The sequence below is a fragment of the Streptomyces albireticuli genome, assembly GCF_002192455.1.
GTDB classification, from domain to species: domain Bacteria; phylum Actinomycetota; class Actinomycetes; order Streptomycetales; family Streptomycetaceae; genus Streptomyces; species Streptomyces albireticuli_B.
Map to the genome: position 1 here is coordinate 6,812,854 of NZ_CP021744.1, position 19,609 is coordinate 6,832,462.

The following is a 19,609-nucleotide window of genomic DNA, read 5'->3' on the forward strand; positions in this document are numbered from 1 at the left end:
CGGCGCGGCTACCGCAGCGGCTTCTCCAGCCACGCCACGTCCCAGAACCGCCCGAACTTCCGCCCCACTTCCCGGTGCACGCCCGCCGCCCCGAAACCGAACCGCTCGTGCAGCCGCATCGACGCCTCGTTCGGCTGCGTCACCCCCGCGTACGCCCGGTGCACGTCCTCGTCCGCGAGCGCCGCGAACAGGGCCTCGTAGAGCAGGCCGCCGACACCGCGCCCGGTGTGCTCGGGGGCGAGGTAGACACTGGTCTCCACCGAGGTCTCGTAGGCCCGCTTCGGGCGCAGCGCGCTGCTGGAGGCATAGCCGAGCACCTCGCCCGTCGGCGTGTCCTCCGCGACCAGGAGCCGGTGCCGGCCCCCGTCCGGGTGGTCCGCCAGCCACTCCGCGCGCTCCTCGACGGAGACGGGCTCGATGTCGAACGTGATCGGGGTGTGCGCCACGTAGTGGTTGTAGATCTCGGTGAGCCGGCCGAGATGGCCGGACGTCCCCGGGCGGGTCCGTATCCCCGCACCGCTGTCTCGCATGGGTAATCCCTCCTGGCGGCGGGACCTTACCCAGTGAGTGTTACAAGCATATTTCCAGCTATTTCGGGGGGTGCGCGCGGCGGACCCGGCAGCCGTACCGGATCACCGGCCGGGCCCGCCCGCCGCGCCGATCAGCTTGTCCGGCGTGACCGGCAGGCCGCGGACGCGGACGCCCGTCGCGTGGTGCACCGCGCTGGCGATCGCCGCGGCGGTCCCGACGATGCCGATCTCCCCGATGCCCTTGCCGCCCAGCGGGTTGAGGTGCGGATCCTCCTCCGTGATCCAGTGTGCCTCCACGTCCCGGACGTCCGCGCAGGCCGGCACGTGGTACGAGGCGAGGTCGCGCTCGGCGAAGTCGCCGAACCGGGGGTCCAGGGTGCTGCCCTCCAGCAGCGCCATGCCCAGGCCCATCACCATCCCGCCGATGAACTGGCTCCGCGCGGTGCGGGCGTTGAGGATCCGGCCCGCGGCGTAGACGCCCAGCAGCCGGCGGACCCTGGTCTCCCCGGTGTCGGCGTCGACCGCCACCTCCGCGAAGTGCGCGCCGAACGCCGCCTTCGCGTGGCGCGGCTCGGCGGGGACGTCGTCCGCGGTGTCGGCGGTGGTGGCGAGGCCCTCCGGCGGCACCGTGCCGCCGTGCTCGGCGAGCAGCCCGCCCAGCGCGCGGCAGGCCTTGTGCACGGCCCAGCCCCACGACGCGGTGCCGGCGGAGCCCCCGGCGAGCGGCGCGGCCGGCAGGTCGGTGCTGCCGATCTCGACGCCGACCCGCTCCAGGGGCACGCCGAGCGCCTCCGCCGCGATCTGGGCGAGGACGGTACGGGCGCCCGTACCGATGTCCGTGGCGTCGGTCCGCACCAGGAAGCGGACCCCGTCCGCGGCCCGCTCCGCCCGCGCCTGCGCCCGCGAGGGCGCCAGGAAGACCGGGTAGCTGGCGGAGGCCACCCCGGTGCCGATCAGCAGCCGGCCCTCGGCCCGGGACCGGGGGCGCGGGTCCCGGGCGTCCCAGCCGAAGCGCCGCGCGCCCTCGCGCAGGCACTCCACGAGGTGCCGGCTGCTGTAGGGCTTCCCGCTGTCCGGCTCGGTCGCGGTGTCGTTGCGGATCCGCAGCTCGACCGGGTCCAGCCCGGCGGCACAGGCCAGCTCGTCCATCGCGCACTCCAGCGCGTACATCCCCGAGGCCTCGCCCGGCGCCCGCATCCACGACGGGCTCGGCACGTCGAGCGCGACGGCCCGGTGCACGGTCCGGCTGTGCGGCGAGACATACATGGTGCGCGCGGGGACGGCGGCCTGCTCCACGAACTCCCGGACGGTGGAGGTCTGGGTGACGATCTCGTGCGCGAGCGCCCGGATCACCCCGTCCTCGCCGGCGCCGAGCCGGACCCGCTGGAGCACCGGCGGCCGGTGGCCGACGACGGCCGCGAGCTGCGCGCGGGGCAGCGCGAGCTTGACGGGCAGCCCGGTGTGCCGGGCCGCCATCGCGGCCAGGACCACCTGCGGGCGCGGGGTGCCCTTCGAGCCGAAGCCGCCGCCCACGTGCTCGGAGACGACGGTGATCAGCCGCTTGTCCATGCCGAACAGCCCGGCCAGCGTCTCCCGCACGGTCGTGGCGCCCTGGCTGGAGTCGTGGGCGAACAGCCGCCCGTCCTCCCAGCGGGCGGTCGTGGCGTGCGGCTCCATGGGGTGGTTGTGCAGGGCCCTCAGGGTGTACGTGGCGTCGACGCGCACGGCGGCGGCCGCGTACGCCGCGTCGAAGTCGCCGCGCTCGCGGCTGCCCGGGAAGCCCGCGTTGACCTCTTCGGGGATGTACAGACCGGGGTGGTCCGGGGTCAGGACGGCGTCGTGGCCCTCGGGTTCGTAGGAGACCACCACCGCCTCGGCCATCGCGCGGGCCGCCTCCAGGGTGCGGGCGACGGTCAGGGCGACGTACCAGCCGCGGTGCGGCACCCGGTCGTCCTGGAGGACGAGGAGGGTGGCGTCGTCGGTCTCCTTCAGGCGCGGCGCGTTCTCGTGGGTGAGCACGGCGAGGGCCCCGGGCTCCGCCATCGCCGGGCCGTCGTCGACCGCGACGACCCGGCCGCGGGCGACGCGGGCCGGGACGGGCCAGGCGTAGACGGTGCCGGGCGGGGTGTGCTCGGCGGCGTAGCGGGCGGCTCCGGTGACCTTCAGCAGGCCTTCCAGACGGACGGGGGCGCCGTCGGCGCCGCCCGGTGTGCCGGCGGGGCTGGCAGGGCTCATCGGCCGGTTCCTCCTGTCGCCGCGTCCTGTTCCGGCAGGCCGGCGAGCCCGGCGAGGACGCGCACGGCGAGGGCACGGGCGAGCGGCACCTTGAAGCCGTTGTCGCGCAGCGGTTCCGCCGCGGCCAGCTCGGTGTCGACGGCCCGAGCGAAAGCCTCCTCGCCGGCGGGGGCGCCGCGCAGAACGTCCTCCGCCGCGCGGGCCCGCCACGGCTTGTGGGCCAGGCCGCCGAAGGCCAGGCGCGCCTCGCGCACCACGCCGTCCCGCACCTCCAGCGCGGCGGCGACGGAGGCGAGCGCGAAGGCGTACGAGGCACGGTCGCGGGCCTTGCGGTAGGCGGACGGGCCGGCCGGCGCGGGCGGCAGGCCGACGGCGGTGACGAGCTCGGCCGGGCCGATGACCGTGTCGCGGTGGGGCTCCTCGCCGGGCAGCCGGTGGAAGTCGGTGAGCGGCACCGCCCGTTCGCCGTCCGGGCCGCGCAGGTGGACGACCGCGTCCAGGGCCGCGAGGGCGACGGCCATGTCGGAGGGGTGGGTCGCCACACAGTGCGGGGAGTGGCCGAGCACGGCCAGGTCGCGGTGCACGCCGTCCCGGGCCGGGCAGCCGCTGCCCGGGAGGCGCTTGTTGCACGGCTTGCCCACGTCCTGGAAGTAGAGGCAGCGGGTGCGCTGGAGGAGGTTCCCGCCCGTGGTGGCCGCGTTGCGGATCTGCCCGGACGCGCCGGCCAGCACGGCCTGCGACAGGGCGGGATAGCGGGTCCGTACGGCCGGGTGGGCGGCCAGGTCGCCGTTGCGGACGTTCGCGCCGATCGTCAGGCCTCCGTCGGGCCGCTCCTCGATCTCCGTGAGCGGCAGCCGGCTGATGTCGACGAGAAGGGCGGGCGTGGTGACGCCCAGCTTCATCAGGTCGACGAGGTTGGTGCCGCCGCCGAGGAACGCGCCGTCCGGGCGGCCGGACAGGGCGGCGATCGCCGCGCCGACGTCGGCGGGTCGGGTGTAGGCGAACTCCTTCACCGCGTCACGTCCTCGATCGCGGCGACGATGTTGACGTACGCGCCGCACCGGCACAGGTTGCCGCTCATCCGCTCGCGGATCTCGTCGGGAGAGAGGGGCACGGGCGCGCCGGGAGGCGCCGACAGGGGCGTGACATGGGACGGCTGGCCCGCGGCGGCCTCGGCGATCGCGCCGACCGCCGAACAGAGCTGGCCGGGCGTGCAGTAGCCGCACTGGAAGCCGTCGCGGTCGAGGAACGCCCGCTGGAGCGGGTGCGGTGTGCCGCCGCCGGCCAGGCCCTCCACGGTGGTGATCTCCACGCCGTCCTGGGCGACCGCCGGCAGCAGGCAGCTGTTCACGCGCCTCCCGTCGGCCAGCACCGTGCACGCGCCGCACTGGGCGTGGTCGCACCCCTTCTTCGTGCCCGTCAGGTCCAGGTGCTCGCGCAGGGCGTCGAGGACGGTGGTGCGGTTGTCGAGGGTCAGCCGGTGGGCGGTGCCGTTGACATGGAGCGTCACGGCCGAGGACGTCGAGGAGGCCGCGGCCGCCGGGGAGCCGGGGGCGGCGGAGGACGAGGGGACGGGCCTCGGGGGAGGGGGCCCGTCCTGGGCGGAATGCGCTGCCACGGTGCCACGCCTTTCACTCGGGTCCCATCGGCACCGTGACGAGGTCCCCCCTCCCGCCCCGCGCAAACGCCACGGGCGCGCACGGCACCCGTTCGGCCCCGGACCGCCGGGTGCCGGCCGTCACCTGCGCCTTTCCGCGCTTCTCCGCCTCTTTCCGGCCGTACGGCGGGAGCGGCGCCCGCGCCGCACCGCCGGATCGACAGAATGTTCGTATGAATCGATCCTTGTCGGCCGCCCTGGCCGTGGGAGCGCTGCTGCTCCCCCTGACCCTGACGGCCTGTGGCACGGAACGGAGCGCCGCGCGGTCGCACACCGCGGCCGACCGGCGGTCCGAGCGGGCCGGCCGGGCCGACCGGGCCGGGCTGGAGGCCCGCGCGCGGGCCATCGGCACCACGGCCGACATGGTGTACGTGATCGAGGTGCGGGGCTTCGCGCTCGCCGAGCAGTCCGTCGGCGTCTCGGGGGACGACGGTTTCTCCGGCTCGTACGTCGCCGTGGGGGCGGGCCCGGGCAAGGGCGGCCCGCTCACGGTCCGGGCCGAGCGCCGGCCGCGGCAGGACTGCCCGCGTACCCCGGACGCGGCCGGGGCCGCGAAGGAGACGTGCGAGCGCGAGGGCGACCTGGTGTTCCGCACGTCGGGTGAGGGGCAGGAGTACGAACTGGCCGACGACGGCCGCACGGTCACCGTGAGCGCCCGGCCGGGCGACGCGGACCGCGCGATCCTGCGGGAGGCCGTCCGGTCCGTCCACCGCGCAGACGACGAGGAGCTGGACCGCGTCCTGCCGCCGCTGCGGGAACGCCCCGACATGCCCCGGCGCGGCGACCTGCCCCCGCACGGCGACGGCGCGCCGGACAACAGGCCGCCCGGCGCGGGCGGCTGAGGCCGGGGCGAGGCGGGGCTGATGCCAGGGGGCCGAAGCCGGCCGGGGTCAGATGCCCATCCGGGCGGCGATCCCGTCGAGGACGCAGTCCAGCCCCGTCTCGAACTGCCAGAGGGGATCGTCCTTGCGGGTGGACTCACGGGCGTAGCGCAGGTACGCGGGGTACCGGCCGGTGCCCAGGAGCCAGCCCATCTGCGGCGCCAGCCCCTCCCTGGTCTCCTCGCCGTCGGACCAGCCCCGCTCCTCCCGCAGCCGGGCCAGCCGGATCTCGGAGCCGACGGAGCCGCGCACGTAGGCGATGACGGTGTGGAAGACGGCCATCGCCGAGTCGGCGTCCAGGCCCAGGCCGTCGAGGGCGGTCAGCGCGCGCTCCGGCACGGCCAGCAGATTCGGGGTCAGCACGGGCCCCGACGTACGGGCCAGCCACGGGTGGGCCAGGGTCAGGTCCCGGATCCGCGTGGCGAGCGTCCGCATGGCCTCGCGCCAGCCGGCGGCCTCGTCGGGCGGCGGCAGCTCGCCGTGGACGAAGTCGACCATCAGCTCCAGGAGCTCGTCCTTCCCCGTCACATAGCGGTACGCGGCCATGGGGGCGACGCCCAGCTCGGTGGCGAGCCGCCGCATGGTGACGGCGTCGAGCCCCTCCGCGTCGGCGATCCCGACGGCGACCGAGGCGATCCGCTCGGCGGTCAGGGCCGACCGGGGCGCGGGTGCCGGGCGCGCGAGGCGCTCCCAGAGGGGGAGCTGGGCCTTCTCGGCCGACCCGGCCTTCCCTGACGTCTGCTGACCGGCCATGGGATCCGCTCTCCTTCCGGCGGTGGCGGGGCACGTCCCCGAAGTGTGTACAGCGTATCAAGAGTGGACGCTGTACGCGGCGATGTGTACGTTGTATCTCCATCGATACGTTGTACACAGCGAGGGGGTTCCCATGCCGGGAGACAGTGCGGTACGAGCCGGTGAAGCGCGAGCCGTCAAGGTGCCGGCCCGGCAGGCGCGGGCCGGTGAGGTGGCGGCCGGTGGGGCGCCCGCCGGTGACGAAGCCCCCGGGCCCGGCCCCCAGGGCCCTCCCCGCCTGGGCGTCCTCGGGCTCATGCTCGGCATCTTCCTCGCCACGCTCGACGGGCAGATCGTCAGCACCGCGCTGCCCACGGTCGTCGGCGACCTCGGCGGACTCGGCCACCTCTCCTGGGTGGTGACGGCCTACCTGCTCGCCGCCGCGGCCGCCACCCCGATCTGGGGCAAGCTCGGCGACCTCTACGGCCGCAAGGGCGCCTACATGTCCTCGGTCGTCCTCTTCCTGGCCGGCTCCGTCCTCTCCGGCACGGCACAGGACATGAACCAGCTCATCGCCTTCCGCGCCCTCCAGGGCCTGGGGGCCGGCGGCCTGATGGTCGGCGCGCTCTCCGTCCTCGGCGTGCTGGTGCCCGAGCGGGACAGGGCCCGCAGCCAGGGGATGATCGGCGTGCTGCTGCCGGTCGCCTTCGTCGGCGGGCCCCTGCTCGGTGGCTTCCTGACCGACACGCTCAGCTGGCGCTGGGCGTTCTACGTGAACGTGCCCGTCGGCGCGCTCGCGCTGCTGGCCGTCGGCAAGGGCGTCCGGCTGCGCACCGAGCGGACCGGCGGCCGCGTCGACTACCTCGGCGCCGCCCTGCTGACCACCGGCATCCTCGCCCTCACCCTGCTGGGCAGCTGGGGAGGCACCCGCTACGCCTGGACGTCGCCCTGGACCGGCGCCCTCGGCCTGACCGCCGTCCTGGCCCTCGCCTGGTTCGTCCGCGTGGAGCGGCGCGCGGCCGAACCCGTCATCCCGCCCCGGCTGTTCCGCAGCCGCGCCTTCACCCTCGCCCAGATCCTCAGCTTCCTCGTCGGCGCCGTCATGCTCGCCGTGGTGAACTACCTGCCGCAGTACATGCAGTTCGTCCAGGGGGCCTCCTCCACCGCCAGCGGCCTGCTGCTGCTCCCGCTGATGCTCGGCATGCTCACGGCGCAGCTGGCCGCGGGCCGGCGGGGCAGCGCCTCCGCCGTCCTCGGCGGCACCGGCACGGCACTCGGCGCACTTCTGCTCCTCCTGCTCGGCACGGACACCCCGGTCGCCGTCGCCTCGGCCCTCACCCTCGTCATCGGCGTCGGCATCGGTCTCCTCATGCAGAACACCCTCCTCACCACGATGAGCAGCGCGGCCCCCCGCGACATGGGCGCCGCCACGGGGACCGTCACGCTCGTGCGTATGCTCGGCGGCTCGCTGGGGGTCGCCGTGCTCGGTGCCGTGTACGCGCACCGCATGGACGGCGTCCTGGCCGAACGGCTGGGCACCCCCGCCGCGGACCGGCTCACCGCCGGGGGAACGCTGACCCCGGCCCTGCTCGGGGACATGCCGGCCGCCGTCCGGGACACCGTGCGCGAGGCCGTCACCAGCGGCCTGCACGGCGTCCTCGTCGGGGCGGTGCTGCTGTCGGCGGTGGCGCTGGGCGTCACGGCGGCCGTACGGGCGAGGGGGACGGGGGAGCGGCGGGGCGGGGGCGACCGGACGGAGGGCACCGACGGTGGGCCTGCCCGTAACCGCGCCGCCGAGTGACCGCACTCGCCGCCCCCCCGGGAACGCCCACCCCGGCAGCGCCACCCCCGGGAACGAGAACCACACCCCACCCGTCGACCGAAGGACGATGACCCGATGCCCGGCATCAGCGCCAACACCAGCACCAACTCCAGCACCGACCGCACCACATCGGCCGCGCGCGCCACGGACGTGCTCGTCCGCCCCTTCTCCCTAGGGAGCCTCACCGCCCGCAACCGCGTCGTGATGGCGCCCATGACCCGCGAGTTCTCGCCCGGCGGTGTGCCCGGCGCCGACGTGGCGGCGTACTACGCCCGGCGGGCGGCGGGCGGGGTGGGCCTGATCATCACCGAGGGGACCTACGTCGACCACGCCTCCGCGGGGACCAGCGACCGCGTCCCCCGCTTCCACGGCGCGGACGCCCTCGCCGGATGGGGCGCGGTCGCGGACGCCGTGCACCGGGCGGGCGGAAAGATCGTCCCGCAGCTGTGGCACGTGGGAATGGCGCGCACCGCCGGCGCCGGACCGGTGCCCGGCGCCCCCAGGATCGGTCCCTCGGGCATCCCCCTGGACGGGTCGGAGCCCGGCCGGGCGATGACGCCGGAGGACCTCGACGACGTGATCGCCGCCTTCGCCGCCGGGGCCGCGGCCGCCGAGGAGCGCGGCTTCGACGGCATCGAGATCCACGGGGCCCACGGCTACCTCGTCGACCAGTTCCTCTGGGCCCGTACGAACCGCCGCGACGACGCCTACGGGGGCGACCCCGTCTCCCGCACCCGCTTCGCCGCGGAGGTCGTGGCCGCCTGCCGGCGCGCCGTGGCACCGGACTTCCCGATCGTCTTCCGGATGTCCCAGTGGAAGACGGGTGACTACGGGGCGCGGCTCGCCGGGACGCCGCGGGAGCTCGAAGCGCTCCTCACCCCGCTGGCCGAGGCGGGCGCCGACGCCTTCCACTGCTCCACGCGCCGCTACTGGCAACCGGAGTTCGACGGTTCGGACCTCAACCTCGCGGGCTGGGCGAAGAAGCTCTCCGGCAAGGCCACGATCAGCGTCGGCTCGGTCGGCCTCGACAACGAGTTCCTCCGGGCGTTCCAGGGCGAACGGAGCGGCGTCGCGGGCATCGACGCCCTCCTGGAACGGATGGAGCGGGACGAGTTCGACGCCGTCGCGGTCGGCCGGGCCCTGCTGGGCGACCCGGACTGGGCCGCGAAGGTCCTGAGCGGCCGCACGGACGAACTCAGGGCCTTCGACACGGGTGTCCTGGGGAGCCTGTACTGAGGGGCTTTCGGCGAGGGACGACCCGCGCGCACCCGCCGGGGAGAGCGGGCCCCGGGCGGGTGGCCCGCGTCGCGCCTCCTGAGGCACGGGCCCTCGTGACGCGCCTTCGGGGGGTGCGGGGGCGTCACATCACGCCTCCAAGGAGGGCAGGGCCGGACCGGCGGTCTTGCGTCGCGCCATGGGGGAGGTCCGCACCGCAGGACCAGGCCGGAGGTGTCATACCGCGCTCCAAGGAGGGCAGGGCCGGAAACCGGCGGCCTTGCGTCGCGCCTTCGGGGAGGTCCGCAGGGCCAGGCCGGGGGCGCGTCACACCGCCCCTCCGGGGAGGGCCGGGCCGGTGGCCTCAGGCCGCGTCCGACGCCACCCCCGACGCCGCGTACGGTGCCGCCCGGCGGAGCCGCTTCCCGTCGAACTCCACCGCCGCCACCCGCTCCCGCGACGTCCGGTCCAGCAGCACCACCGAGGCCGCCTCCGGGACCGTGGTCACCCGCGCCGCCGTCCCGCCGGTCCTTCCGGCCTCCGCGGTCAGCGCGCGCAACAGCCGGTCGAGGCCCCGCCGGTGCCGGGCGAAGACCCGCTCCGGCGCCCACCGGCCACGCGCCTTCTGGCCGGCCAGGGCCTCGGCGGCCCCGACGTCCAGCAGCACCAGGTGCAGCTCCCGCCCCTGCCGCCCGGCCGTACGGGCCAGCCACCGCCGCATCCACGCCCGGCTCCCGCAGTCGTGCACCAGGAACGGCCCGCCCCCGCGCACCGCCGAGCGCAGCCACCGGAAGTGCTCCAGCCGCGCCCAGGGCCGGTACACCGCGTACGGCAGCCGGGCCGGCATCACGGCCTCGCAGGCGACGTGGACGTCGCGCGGGTCGACGGCGGGCGCCGCCTCGGACCAGCGGCGCAGCAGGGTGCTCTTGCCGCTGCCGGGCAGCCCGGAGACGACGACCACGGCGCCCGCCGGATAGGAGAGGGACAGGCCGGCCGGGACCTCCGCCCGGCCGCGCAGATCCACCAGCCCGCGCGGGCGCAGGGACGGCCCGTGCGGGCCCTCGCCCACGACGGCCGCCGCGGCCGCCGGTATGCCTCCCGCGGAGTCGGCCGCCGGTTCCGCCGTCGCGGCTCCCGCGCCCTGCCCCGCCATGTCCTTCGCGCCGGGCCTGCCCGTCTCGCCCACTACCGCCCCTTGTCCGAACCTGCGTGCCCCACAGCCTCGCACGGTCGAGGGCCCCCGCCGGGGCCGGAGCCGGGGACGGAGTGGGAGACGCGAGGGCGGGGCGTTCGGTTGACCCATGTACGGCTCGGCCGGGCGGTGGCAGGCGGGTGGCTTTGCCCGGGCCCCCGCAAACGCCGGACGGGCTGGATTCGCCCCTGTCCGAGGTCGGTTTCCCTGCGCCGGAAGCCGCTCCTCTGTGCCGTCGGCGACCTTCCCGCCCGGTTCCGGGCAACAAAACAGCCCGTCCGGGGGCACCTCCCGGCGGTAGCCGGGGGAGTTCGAGGACCGGGGTCCGGGGCGGAGCCCCGCACGCGGCGGAGTCGCACATCGGATGCGGCGGGAAGGGGCGGGGCTGGGGAAAAAGCCGCCCGCAGGGCACCCCGCACCACCACTACCCCCCGAGCACCACCCGAAAGAACCTGGGCCGGTAAATACCGGCCCACCGCACCACATCCCCCGGCTCCAGACTGTTCACGTTGTACGACACGACCAGCTCCCCCCGCCGCCCCAACTCCACGTGCTCATGCGGGTTGTACGCGATGACGTTCCCGTTCCGGTACGTCCCGGCGGCACCCGACTCCGGCGCCGTGTACACCGTCCGCGCCGCCCCGAACGGCCCCGCCGGCGAGCGGGACCACGCGAGCCGCGTCTCCGCGCTGAACGGCACGTCCGCCCGTTGCGTCACCAGCGCGTACCAGTGCCCGTGCCGGACGACGCTGAGCTCGTCCGAGGTGAGCAACGCCGCCCCGCCCGGCCCGCAGAGCGGCGCGGACCGCGCCTCGCGGGCCGACCAGCCGCCGCCGGAGGTCCGGTACCGCCAGGGCCGCCGGAGGTCGGAGCCCTCGACACGGGCCAGGTGCAGCCGGTTGCCGCCCGAGGCGAGCCGCTCGGTGCCGTAGACGTAGGTGCGCCCGCCCTGCCGCTCCAGCCAGGCGCCCCAGACGATGCCCGCCGAGGAGGGCAGCGGCGTGAGCGAGCGGGGCCGGCCGGGGAGGCCGGGCCCGAACCGGGCGAGGGCGTTGCCGCGCCAGGCCACGTCCAGCGGGCCCGGCCCGGTGCGGGCGTAGCGCGCGTAGACGACGGAGAAGCCCTTGCCGTCCGGGACGCCGGCCCGTGCCCAGTACCACTCGTCGCGGCCGGGCCCGGCGACGACGGAGGCGGGGCGCCCGGCGCGGTCGCGCCCCGTCACGGTGCGCGGGCCGTGCCGGTTCCAGAGCACGAAGCTGTTGTTGACGAACGGCGTCGTGCCGCCGTCCGCCTCGGCGGGGGAGCGGGAGCCGTCCGGCCGGAGCGTGCCGAGGAAGGTGTCGGAGAAGATCCACAGCTCGCCGGCGGGGGTCGGCACGGAGTACGTGCTGTCGCCGCCCGTCCAGTGGCCCGCCCCGGCCGGGCCGGAACCGGGGCGTCCGGCGTACCGGGCGAACGCCTCGTCCAGCTTCCTGTCGGGGTGGACACCGAGGACGCGGGGCGGCGACGCCGGCTCCGGCCGGGGTGGCGAGGGCGGCAGGAACGCGCAGACCGCCGCGAGGCAGACGACGACGGCCGGCGGCACGCGCGGGCCTGCGGACCGGCGACGGCGCCATGGGCGGAAGGACATCGTCACGACGGGCCAACGAGCGCCCGCGACCCCGGGGCGGGGAGCGACGGGATGTGCGGCCGTTCGCGCAGGGACATCACCCTTTCGCGGGGCGGGTCCTCCACGCCCGGCTCAGCGGGGGTGTCCTCCACACAGGGCTCAGCGCCCGGGCCCTCTACGCCCGGCTCAGCGTCCTCCACGCCCGGCTCAGCGCCCGGGCCCTCTACGCCCGGCTCAGCGTCCTCCACGCCCGGCTCAGCGGCCGGGCCCCGGCTTCGGCGGGGTGAGGACCGCCAGCGCCCGGCGGAGGTCCGCGGGCTCGCGGTAGTGGACGCCCGTCATGCCGAGGGCGACGGCCGCGTCCACGTTCTCCCGCACGTCGTCCACGAACAGGCAGCGGTCCGGGGACACCCCGGCCCGCGCCGCGGCCGTCTCGTAGATCCCGCGGTCCGGCTTGGCGACCCCGAGGCGGGCGCAGCTCACCACGTGGTCCGCGAGGTCGGGCAGGCCGAGCGCGGCGAGGTCGTCGTCCGGCCACGGTGCCGCGTCGCTGACGATCACGACGGGGACGGACGCCCGGACGCGCCGCAGCTGGTCCACGACACACTCGTCGATCCACGAGCCGGCCCCGGCGAACGCCGCGCCCAGCGCGCGGGCCCGCTCCGGTGGCACGCGGGCCGAGAGGTCGCGGGCTATCGCTTCCGCCCACCGCTCCTTGGCGCTCTCCCCGAGCAGCGGCGGAAGGGTGTGACCGGCGGCGGACGCGCTCTCGGCGGTGGCCCCTTCCGGGAGCCCCGCGGCGCGCTCCAGCTCCGTGACCCTGGAGGTGTCGTAACGGCGGATCACACCGTCGAGGTCGCAGAGAACGGCGTCGAAGGGCCGGTCGTCGTGGTGGGCCGGGGTGGTGGTCATCGTCGGCATGGCCACAGTGTCGCGCCGTAACGGCGGGAAACGGCGGTGGGAGTGGCGGGGCTCACGTGCGCTCCCGGTCCGGGCGGAGGCCCGTCCGGCGGGGTGGGCGCGGCCGGTCAGGACACCCGGCAGGCCTCCGGAGCCCCGTCCACGGCCGGTGCCGTGGCCGCGATGACCCGGTCCAGCACCGCACGCGCGGCCAGGAGGCCGGCGACGGCGTCGCTGATCCGCTCACGCTCCCGGTACAGCTCGGGAAGCATGTCCGGACAGGCCGGCGCGGGCAGCTCGCCGACGTCGGCCATGCAGGGCAGGAGCTCGGCGATGGTGGCGGTGCCGAGGCCGGCCGAGAGCAGGGTGCGGATGCCCCGGACGGTGTCCACGTCATCCGCGTCGTACTCGCGGTAGCCGCTCGCCCGTCGCCGGGGCGTCAGCAGGCCCTGCTCCTCGTAGTAACGCAGGAGCCGCTCGCTCACCCCGGTCCGCCGGGACAGTTCACCGATTCGCAAAGCACCGACCGCCATGTCGAGTTGACCGTCACCTTGACTCTCACATCGATGTGAGAGTCTAGCTTGAGCCGCATGACGAATCACCTCTCGGCCGGTATCCCGGCCGATCTCTCAACAGAGCACGATTACGCACCGGTTACCGTTGTCGGCCTCGGTCCCATGGGTGTCGCACTCGCCGAGGCGTTTCTGCGCACGGGGCACCCGACGACCGTCTGGAATCGCTCACCCGAAAAGGCCGACGGCCTTGTCGCCCGAGGCGCGCGGCGCGCCGCCGGCATCACGGAGGCGGTTTCGGCGAGTTCCGTCGTGGTCGTCTGTGTGAAGGATTACGAAGCCCTTTACGGAATCCTCGAACCGGCGGGGGACGCCCTGGCCGGCCGGGCGCTGGTCAATCTCGCCTCCGGCACCCCGGAACAGGCCCACGAGGCGGTCGCCTGGGCGGCCGCGCGCGGGGCCGGCTACCTCGACGGGGCGATCATGGTGCCGACGGCGGGGGTGGGCCGCCCCGGTGCGGTCTTCCTCTACAGCGGTTCGCGGGAGGTGTTCGACGCCCACCGGCCGGCCCTCGCCGCCATGGGCGGCACCACCTATCTGGGTGCCGACCCGAGCCTCGCCGTCCTCCACAACACGGCGCTGCTCGGCCTGATGTACGCGACGATCAACGGTTTCCTGCACGCGGCCGCCCTCGTGGGAACCGCCGGTGTCACCGCGACGGAGTTCTCCCGGATCGCGGCCGACTGGTTCCTGCCGGACGTCGTGACCGGGATGCTGGGTGCCCAGGCCCCGGCACTCGACGAAGGCCGGTACCCGGGTGAGCAGGCCACCATGGAAATGAATCTGACCGCCCTCGACCACATTCATCGCACCAGCGCGGAACGGGGCGTCGACACGGAACTCCCGGGTCTGATGAAGTCCCTCGCGGAACGGGCCGTCGGGGCGGGCTTCGGCGCCGACAGTTACTTCGCCCTCGTCGAACTCCTCAAGAAGCCCGCGCCGCCCCGGTGAATCCGCCGGGTCCGTACGAAGGGCGGTGACCGGCCGGGGGATTTCCGGTCACCGCCCCGAACGGGGTCCCGTCCCCGGCTCTACTCGGTGCCGGGGACCTTGCGGGTGGTGACGTTCATCCGGTTCCAGGCGTTCACCGTGAAGATCAGCGCGATGAGCTGGGCCAGCTCCTTCTCCTCGAAGTGCCGCGCGGCCTCGTCGTAGACGCTGTCCGGCACGCCGGCGGGAAGCAGCGTGACCGCCTCGGTCAGCGCGAGCGCCGCCCGCTCCTTCGCGGTGTAGAGGCTGGACTCCTCCCAAGCGCTGAGCTGGTAGATCCGCTCCTCGGTCTCGCCCGCCTTACGGGCGTCACCCGTGTGGTAATCGATGCAGTACGCGCAACGGTTGACCTGCGAGGCGCGGATCTGGACCAGTTCGAGAAGGACCGGGTCGAGGCCGTCGCGCGCGGCGGCGTCGAGGGCGAGAACGGCCTTGAAGACCTTGGGAGCAACGGTGGTGAAGTTCATGCGCTGGGGAATCTCGATCGCTGTCATGACAGAAACTCTAGGAGCTGAAAAGGTCCGGGGTATGGTGCATTCCCGGGCCGAGATGATGGGTCAATTCCACTGACACCGCCGCGGTGTCCCGCCGCTCCGGCCCCCGGCCCCGGGCGTCTTCCGGGGGTGTCCCGCGAGCCGCTCGGCGGAGGTGCCGCCCGGCCGCTCCCGCCGCCCGGCCGGGGTCGTCCACCAACCGGAACGCATCCCTCCCAAGCGGCTCGAACATGCCGCGTGGGCAGTGCGGTTGGTCCGATCACCACACATGCGAGTGATCGTCCGGCGGACGCCACGGCCCCGCGCGCGCACGGCACCAAGCTTGGCCAGGCGCCCGTGCCGCACCGCGACGTGGAAGGAAGCCACACATGAGCAGCCCGCACATCCTCCTGACCGGCGACCGGCTCGCCCTGGGGGTGCCCCGCGAGGACACGCTGACCGAGTTCCACAAGTGGGAGAACGACCCGGCGACCATCCTCGGCCGGGGCGATCAGTTCCCCCGCCAGGAGGAGGACCGCACCGACGAATGGGAACGCCGGCGCGCGAGCCGGCGGCACGCCCCGTTCGAGATCGTGCGGGTGAAGGACAAACTGCCGGTCGGCCTGACCGTGCTGCACCTCGACCCCGACGCGCAGACCGCCGAGTTCACGATCGTCCTCGCGCCCGCGCAGCGGGGCAAGCGCTACGCCGAGGAGGCCACCCGGCTCACCCTGGACTGGGCGTTCCACCTGGGCGCGCTCCGCACGGCCTGGCTGAAGGTGCTCGAACCCAACCGGGCGGCGATCGCCGCGTTCGCGAGCGCGGGCTTCCGGCCCGCCGGGCGCCTGCGGAAGTCCGGCTTCTGGCTCGGCCAGCGCGTCGACATGCTGCTGATGGACGCCCTTCCCGAGGACTTCCCCGGGCCGTCGGCGATGTGCACCGCCCTGGGGAGCTGAGGCGGCACACCGCTCACCCGGACGCCCCACCCGGCGGAGCCGGGTCGCACGCCAGCCGGGCGTGGGTCTCGACGTCGTAGCGGACACCGTCGTAGCGGAGCTTCTGGCGCTGTAGCCCTTCGACGGCGAAGCCGGCGGCTCCGGCGACCCGGCAGGAGGCGCGGTTGCCGACGCGGTGCCCGAGCTCCAGCCGGAACAGCCCCAGGTCCGCGAACGCCCAGTCCGCCAGCGCCCGGCAGCCGTGGGTCGCCACCCCGCGGCCCCGGGCCGGGGCCGTCGTCCAGTAGGAGACCCAGCCGACGCCGTGCCGGACGTCGACCGAGCCCACCGTGACGCTGCCCAGCACGGTGTCGCGGCGGTCGACGACCGCGAAGGAGAAGTCCGAACCGGTGGCCCACCGCTCCGCCCGGTCCGCCAGCCAGCGCCGCGCGTCCGCGGCGGATTCGACGGGCCACGGCAGCTGCCACCGCATGAGGGGCTCGGCGAACGCCTCCGTCACGGCCGCGACGTCTCCGGCGGCCCAAGGGCGCAACGACAGCCCGGCGGACGCCTCGATGTGTTCCCGCATGGGAGGGAGTCTCTCCGGTCACCGGCCCGCCGCGCCACCGAAATAGAATCCCTGCCATGGCGAAACGCAAGGTCCTCCGGCGGGCGAGGAAAATCCTGGGGGAAGAACCCACCCTCCTGGTGTGGTGCGGAATACGCGGCATTCCCCGGCCCCCGAAGGAGATTCACCGCGCCGCGGGCAAGGGCCGGCTGAAGCCCGGCAGGCACTGGACGTTCTACCTCGGCGCCGTGCTGTTCTGCGTGGTCGTCGTGCCGTACTTGCTGATGGACCTGCTCTCGCAGAAACTGAACGGCAATCTCGACCGGGACACGCGGCCGGACGCACGGACTCCCGACCGGCCTACCGCCCCCGCTCCGCACAACGGAGTGTTCGACGGCGACTGGGACCTGACGGCGGGCCAACTGCTGCTGCGCTGGTACGGAACCTCCCCGAACCGCGCCCGGCTCTTCCTCGCGACCCGCGACCGCGTCTGCTTCGCGGCCTCCCCGCGCCGGCGCGTTCTCCCGCGCAGCGCGGGCGACGTCCGCCTGGTGACCGAATTCCGGTCCGACGAGGTCCGTATCGAAGCGGAAGCGGGCCAGCCGCGCGGATTCGCCGAATTCCGCCTGCGTTTCACCGACGGCTCCTGGCTGAGCCTCGGCAACCTCGCGGACAGCGACGACGCCGACCGCTTCCTCCGCGCGGTGGCCGGCCCGTACCCCGGTCGCCGTCAGGGCGTCGTGTCCGGAGCCTGAGCATCGGGGTCCGGGTGGATGCTCAGCTCTCTCCCAGCACCTCCCGGATCACATGCCTGGCGTTGCCCGCCATCGCCGGGTTCGTCTCCCGGTAGTACGGCAGCGCGATCAGCGCCTGCGAGAGCGTCCGCCCCCGGCCGCGCTTCCAGGTCGCGTCGTCCACGCCGAGCGCCTCGCGGAAGACCTCCCGCGCGTCGGCGGGCAGCAGATTCCACGCCGGGAACAGGTCGCAGGCCGGATCGCCCATGCCCATGCAGCCGAAGTCGATGACCGAGGTCAGCCTTCCGTCCTCCACCAGGATGTTGCCCGGTATCAGGTCGGCGTGCAGCCACACCGGCGGCCCGTCCCAGTCCGGAGTCCGCAGCGCGTCCTCCCAGACGGCCTCCGCCGCGTCGCAGTCGACGCCCTCCCGCGGGATCCCGCGCAGCTGCTCGATCGCCGCCCGGGTCTCCGCGTCGAGCGAGCCGAGCGGCCCGCCGCGGTGGGCCGGCGGCGCCCCCGGCAGGGTGACGCGCCGCATGGCCGCCACGAACCCGGCCAGGTCCCCGGCCAGCGCCACGGGCTCCTCCAACGCCCCCGCCTCGGGGTTCTCCCCCGGCAGCCACCGGTACACCGACCACGGCCACGGACAGCCCTCGGCCGGCTCGCCGGCCCCGAGCGCCTCGGGAACGGCCGTGGGCAGCAGGGGAGCGAGGCGGGACAGCCACTCCCGCTCCAGTGCCACGTCCCCGGCCCCGCCCTCCCGCAGCGGCAGCCGTACGACCATGTCGTCACCCAGCCGGTACATGGCGTTGACCGTGCCGCCGGACGGGAACCGCTCGACCGGGAGCCCCGCCCACCGCGGGAACCGGCCGGCGATCAGCCGCCGTACGAGGTCCTCACCGAGTTCTTCACGGAGAGGCGGGTGGCTGGGGCGCGTCTGTCCTGTGCTCATGGGCCGTCATCCGACCTCCGAAGGCCTCCGGGCGTCAAACGCGTTTCCTGGTGACGCGATACGCCCCGGCTTTACCTCAAGTTATGTAGAGGTTCTAGTGTTTTCCTTGAAGGAAGGGCCGGCCCCGCCGACGGGCCGCCGAATCTCCTGGAGGGCAGCCATGACCGTCTCCACCACCCCCGCCACCGTCTCCGCCGCCGACTTCGCCGCACTGGAGACGCGGGTCCGCCTCCTCTCCGACCGGGCGGACATCACGGGACTCATCGACGGCTACCTCATGAGCCTGGACACGGTGCCCGCCACCGGCGCCCGGTTCGACGACGCGTGGGCGCGGCGCCTGTTCACCGAGGACGTGCGGATCACGACACCCGTCGGTGACCACGTGGGCATCGCGGGGCTGGGCGAGTCTCAGCAGGAGACCATGGTGAAGTTCCGGCGCACACAGCACATCGGCGCCAACTACATGATCGACCTCGACGGGGACCGCGCGGCGGTGCGCTGGAACGCCCTCATGACACACGTCCACCTCGACGAGACCCAGCGCGCCCGGGGTGAGGCCGCCGGTGGCCACTTCGACGTCGGCGGCACGTTCACCGGTGAGGTGGTCCGCACGGACGACGGGTGGCGGTTCCGGCGGCTGGAGGTGCGGATGGCGTGGTCGACGGGCGAGGGGCCGCTGGTGCTCACGCCGAAGGCGGCCGAGACCATGCGGGGGCTCAAGGGCGGTGGCGGCGAGGCGTAGGGAGTTCGCGCGCCACGCGGCGGCGGGGCCACCCCGGCCCCGCCGCACTGGCCGGATCCCATGGGACGCCGTTGCCAGGGGAGTGCGGTGGGCTGGATGATCACCGGACGTAGCGACGGGAACACGCATGCGGATCCCCGTGGCCGCCGCGGCATGCCCGCACGGCCTGCCGTCCCACGCAAGCGCCCCACCTTCCTACCGCCCGACATTGGAGTCTAGGTGTCAGCTCGCACTCTCTTCCGCACCCTCACCGTGGCCGCCGCGACCGCGACCCTCGGCGCCGCGCTGATCACGGGCGCGCAGGCCGCCACCCCCGGTCAGGGCACCGCCGCGCCGGAGCCCGCCCCCTCGGCCGCGGTGAAGCCCGGGGAGGAGAACCCCTTCCTGGGGATCGAACTCCAGGGCCTGAAGGCCGAGCGGCGGATGATGTACCCGGCGGGCCACCCCGTGGCCTTCTGGGCGCTCGTCCTCGACGAGGAGACCGCCGCGCGGCACTACAGGGGCGGCCAGTTCTTCGTCTACGCGCCCGCCACCGGCGAGTTCGGCAGCTTCCTCGACACGGACATCGCGGTGCGCACCGTCCGCGACCCCCACCGGGTCGTCATCGCCGACAGCGGATTCATGCGCTCCCACCCGCGCGTGGAGGTCCGCTACGGCAACCCCGACCGCCCGAAGCGGGCCTTCACCGTGGCCACGGCGACCATCTGGATGTGACCCACGGCCGGGGCCCGGTGCCCCTCGGGCAAGCCTCCCGGCGACGGCCGGGAGGCGCGCGGGGGCACCTCCGGTCACCCCTCACGCATCCGTCATCAGAGCGGGTGCTCGCCCGTGCGAGTGATATATGGCCGACCGGTGACGGCGAACAGC

20 protein-coding genes are annotated in these 19,609 nt (G+C 74.7%); 8 read left to right on the forward strand and 12 right to left on the reverse strand.

The features are described from left to right. Window positions 1-8: 8 nt before the first annotated feature. The 4 genes from SMD11_RS29495 to SMD11_RS29510 form a co-directional block, all read right to left on the reverse strand. The gene (locus SMD11_RS29495) at window positions 9-530 is read right to left on the reverse strand and encodes a GNAT family N-acetyltransferase (RefSeq protein WP_087929340.1); all 522 of its coding nucleotides are present in this window, start codon (window positions 528-530) and stop codon (window positions 9-11) included. A 102-nt stretch (window positions 531-632) separates the two neighbouring features. Beyond that, complete coding sequence (locus SMD11_RS29500) at window positions 633-2,765, reverse strand: xanthine dehydrogenase family protein molybdopterin-binding subunit (protein ID WP_087929341.1); 2,133 nt, start codon at window positions 2,763-2,765, stop codon at window positions 633-635. Then, window positions 2,762-3,778: an FAD binding domain-containing protein gene (locus SMD11_RS29505; protein ID WP_087929342.1), complete on the reverse strand. Its 1,017-nt coding sequence runs from the start codon at window positions 3,776-3,778 to the stop codon at window positions 2,762-2,764. Before SMD11_RS29505 ends, SMD11_RS29500 begins: the two co-directional genes overlap by 4 nt. After that, a complete protein-coding gene (locus SMD11_RS29510) occupies window positions 3,775-4,275 on the reverse strand; it encodes a 2Fe-2S iron-sulfur cluster-binding protein (RefSeq protein WP_234366488.1) in 501 nt (166 codons plus the stop codon). The genes SMD11_RS29505 and SMD11_RS29510 overlap by 4 nt, the downstream gene beginning before the upstream one ends. A 320-nt stretch (window positions 4,276-4,595) precedes the next feature. On the opposite strand from SMD11_RS29510, the gene SMD11_RS29515 reads away from it, so the two are divergent. Then, entirely contained in the window at window positions 4,596-5,264 is a 669-nt protein-coding gene (locus tag SMD11_RS29515; protein WP_234366212.1) for a hypothetical protein, read from the forward strand. A 48-nt stretch (window positions 5,265-5,312) separates the two neighbouring features. On the opposite strand, the gene SMD11_RS29520 is transcribed toward SMD11_RS29515, so the two are convergent. Then, the gene (locus tag SMD11_RS29520) at window positions 5,313-6,056 is read right to left on the reverse strand and encodes a TetR/AcrR family transcriptional regulator (protein WP_087929344.1); all 744 of its coding nucleotides are present in this window, start codon (window positions 6,054-6,056) and stop codon (window positions 5,313-5,315) included. A 133-nt stretch (window positions 6,057-6,189) separates the two neighbouring features. On the opposite strand from SMD11_RS29520, the gene SMD11_RS29525 reads away from it, so the two are divergent. Both SMD11_RS29525 and SMD11_RS29530 read left to right on the forward strand, forming a co-directional pair. Beyond that, entirely contained in the window at window positions 6,190-7,836 is a 1,647-nt protein-coding gene (locus tag SMD11_RS29525; RefSeq protein WP_324614781.1) for an MFS transporter, read from the forward strand. Window positions 7,837-7,932: 96 nt separating this feature from the next. Then, complete coding sequence (locus SMD11_RS29530) at window positions 7,933-9,093, forward strand: NADH:flavin oxidoreductase (RefSeq protein WP_087929345.1); 1,161 nt, start codon at window positions 7,933-7,935, stop codon at window positions 9,091-9,093. A 343-nt stretch (window positions 9,094-9,436) separates the two neighbouring features. Here SMD11_RS29530 and SMD11_RS29535 read toward each other — a convergent pair whose 3' ends face one another. The 4 genes from SMD11_RS29535 to SMD11_RS29555 form a co-directional block, all read right to left on the reverse strand. Continuing rightward, entirely contained in the window at window positions 9,437-10,258 is an 822-nt protein-coding gene (locus SMD11_RS29535) for an AAA family ATPase (RefSeq protein WP_234366213.1), read from the reverse strand. A gap of 430 nt (window positions 10,259-10,688) precedes the next feature. Then, on the reverse strand, window positions 10,689-11,849 hold the full coding sequence (locus tag SMD11_RS29540; protein WP_087929346.1) for a hypothetical protein: 1,161 nt from the start codon (window positions 11,847-11,849) through the stop codon (window positions 10,689-10,691). Window positions 11,850-12,128: 279 nt separating this feature from the next. Beyond that, window positions 12,129-12,794 (reverse strand): HAD-IA family hydrolase, encoded by a 666-nt coding sequence (locus tag SMD11_RS29550; RefSeq protein ID WP_324614782.1) that lies wholly within the window; start codon window positions 12,792-12,794, stop codon window positions 12,129-12,131. A 107-nt stretch (window positions 12,795-12,901) separates the two neighbouring features. After that, complete coding sequence (locus tag SMD11_RS29555) at window positions 12,902-13,291, reverse strand: MerR family transcriptional regulator (RefSeq protein ID WP_087930803.1); 390 nt, start codon at window positions 13,289-13,291, stop codon at window positions 12,902-12,904. A gap of 72 nt (window positions 13,292-13,363) precedes the next feature. Here SMD11_RS29555 and SMD11_RS29560 point away from each other — a divergent pair, with 72 nt between their 5' ends. Further along, complete coding sequence (locus SMD11_RS29560) at window positions 13,364-14,296, forward strand: NAD(P)-dependent oxidoreductase (RefSeq protein ID WP_087929349.1); 933 nt, start codon at window positions 13,364-13,366, stop codon at window positions 14,294-14,296. Between the two features lie 80 nt (window positions 14,297-14,376). On the opposite strand, the gene SMD11_RS29565 is transcribed toward SMD11_RS29560, so the two are convergent. Next, window positions 14,377-14,802 carry a carboxymuconolactone decarboxylase family protein gene (locus SMD11_RS29565; RefSeq protein ID WP_087929350.1) on the reverse strand — a complete coding sequence of 142 codons (426 nt, stop codon included), beginning with the start codon at window positions 14,800-14,802 and terminating at the stop codon, window positions 14,377-14,379. A 395-nt stretch (window positions 14,803-15,197) separates the two neighbouring features. Between SMD11_RS29565 and SMD11_RS29570 the strand changes: the two genes are divergently transcribed. Continuing rightward, window positions 15,198-15,764, forward strand: a complete 567-nt coding sequence (locus SMD11_RS29570) for a GNAT family N-acetyltransferase (protein ID WP_087929351.1) — start codon at window positions 15,198-15,200, stop codon at window positions 15,762-15,764. Window positions 15,765-15,777: 13 nt separating this feature from the next. On the opposite strand, the gene SMD11_RS29575 is transcribed toward SMD11_RS29570, so the two are convergent. After that, window positions 15,778-16,332, reverse strand: coding sequence for a GNAT family N-acetyltransferase (locus SMD11_RS29575; RefSeq protein WP_087929352.1), 555 nt, complete (start codon window positions 16,330-16,332; stop codon window positions 15,778-15,780). Between the two features lie 56 nt (window positions 16,333-16,388). Between SMD11_RS29575 and SMD11_RS29580 the strand changes: the two genes are divergently transcribed. Then, window positions 16,389-17,066, forward strand: a complete 678-nt coding sequence (locus SMD11_RS29580; protein WP_087929353.1) for a hypothetical protein — start codon at window positions 16,389-16,391, stop codon at window positions 17,064-17,066. Window positions 17,067-17,088: 22 nt separating this feature from the next. Here SMD11_RS29580 and SMD11_RS29585 read toward each other — a convergent pair whose 3' ends face one another. Next, window positions 17,089-18,000: an aminoglycoside phosphotransferase family protein gene (locus SMD11_RS29585; protein WP_087929354.1), complete on the reverse strand. Its 912-nt coding sequence runs from the start codon at window positions 17,998-18,000 to the stop codon at window positions 17,089-17,091. 160 nt (window positions 18,001-18,160) lie between these two features. Here SMD11_RS29585 and SMD11_RS29590 point away from each other — a divergent pair, with 160 nt between their 5' ends. Both SMD11_RS29590 and SMD11_RS29595 read left to right on the forward strand, forming a co-directional pair. Next, the gene (locus tag SMD11_RS29590; RefSeq protein WP_087929355.1) at window positions 18,161-18,742 is read left to right on the forward strand and encodes a nuclear transport factor 2 family protein; all 582 of its coding nucleotides are present in this window, start codon (window positions 18,161-18,163) and stop codon (window positions 18,740-18,742) included. A gap of 219 nt (window positions 18,743-18,961) precedes the next feature. Then, a complete protein-coding gene (locus SMD11_RS29595; protein WP_159395378.1) occupies window positions 18,962-19,456 on the forward strand; it encodes a hypothetical protein in 495 nt (164 codons plus the stop codon). Window positions 19,457-19,609 lie beyond the last annotated feature (153 nt).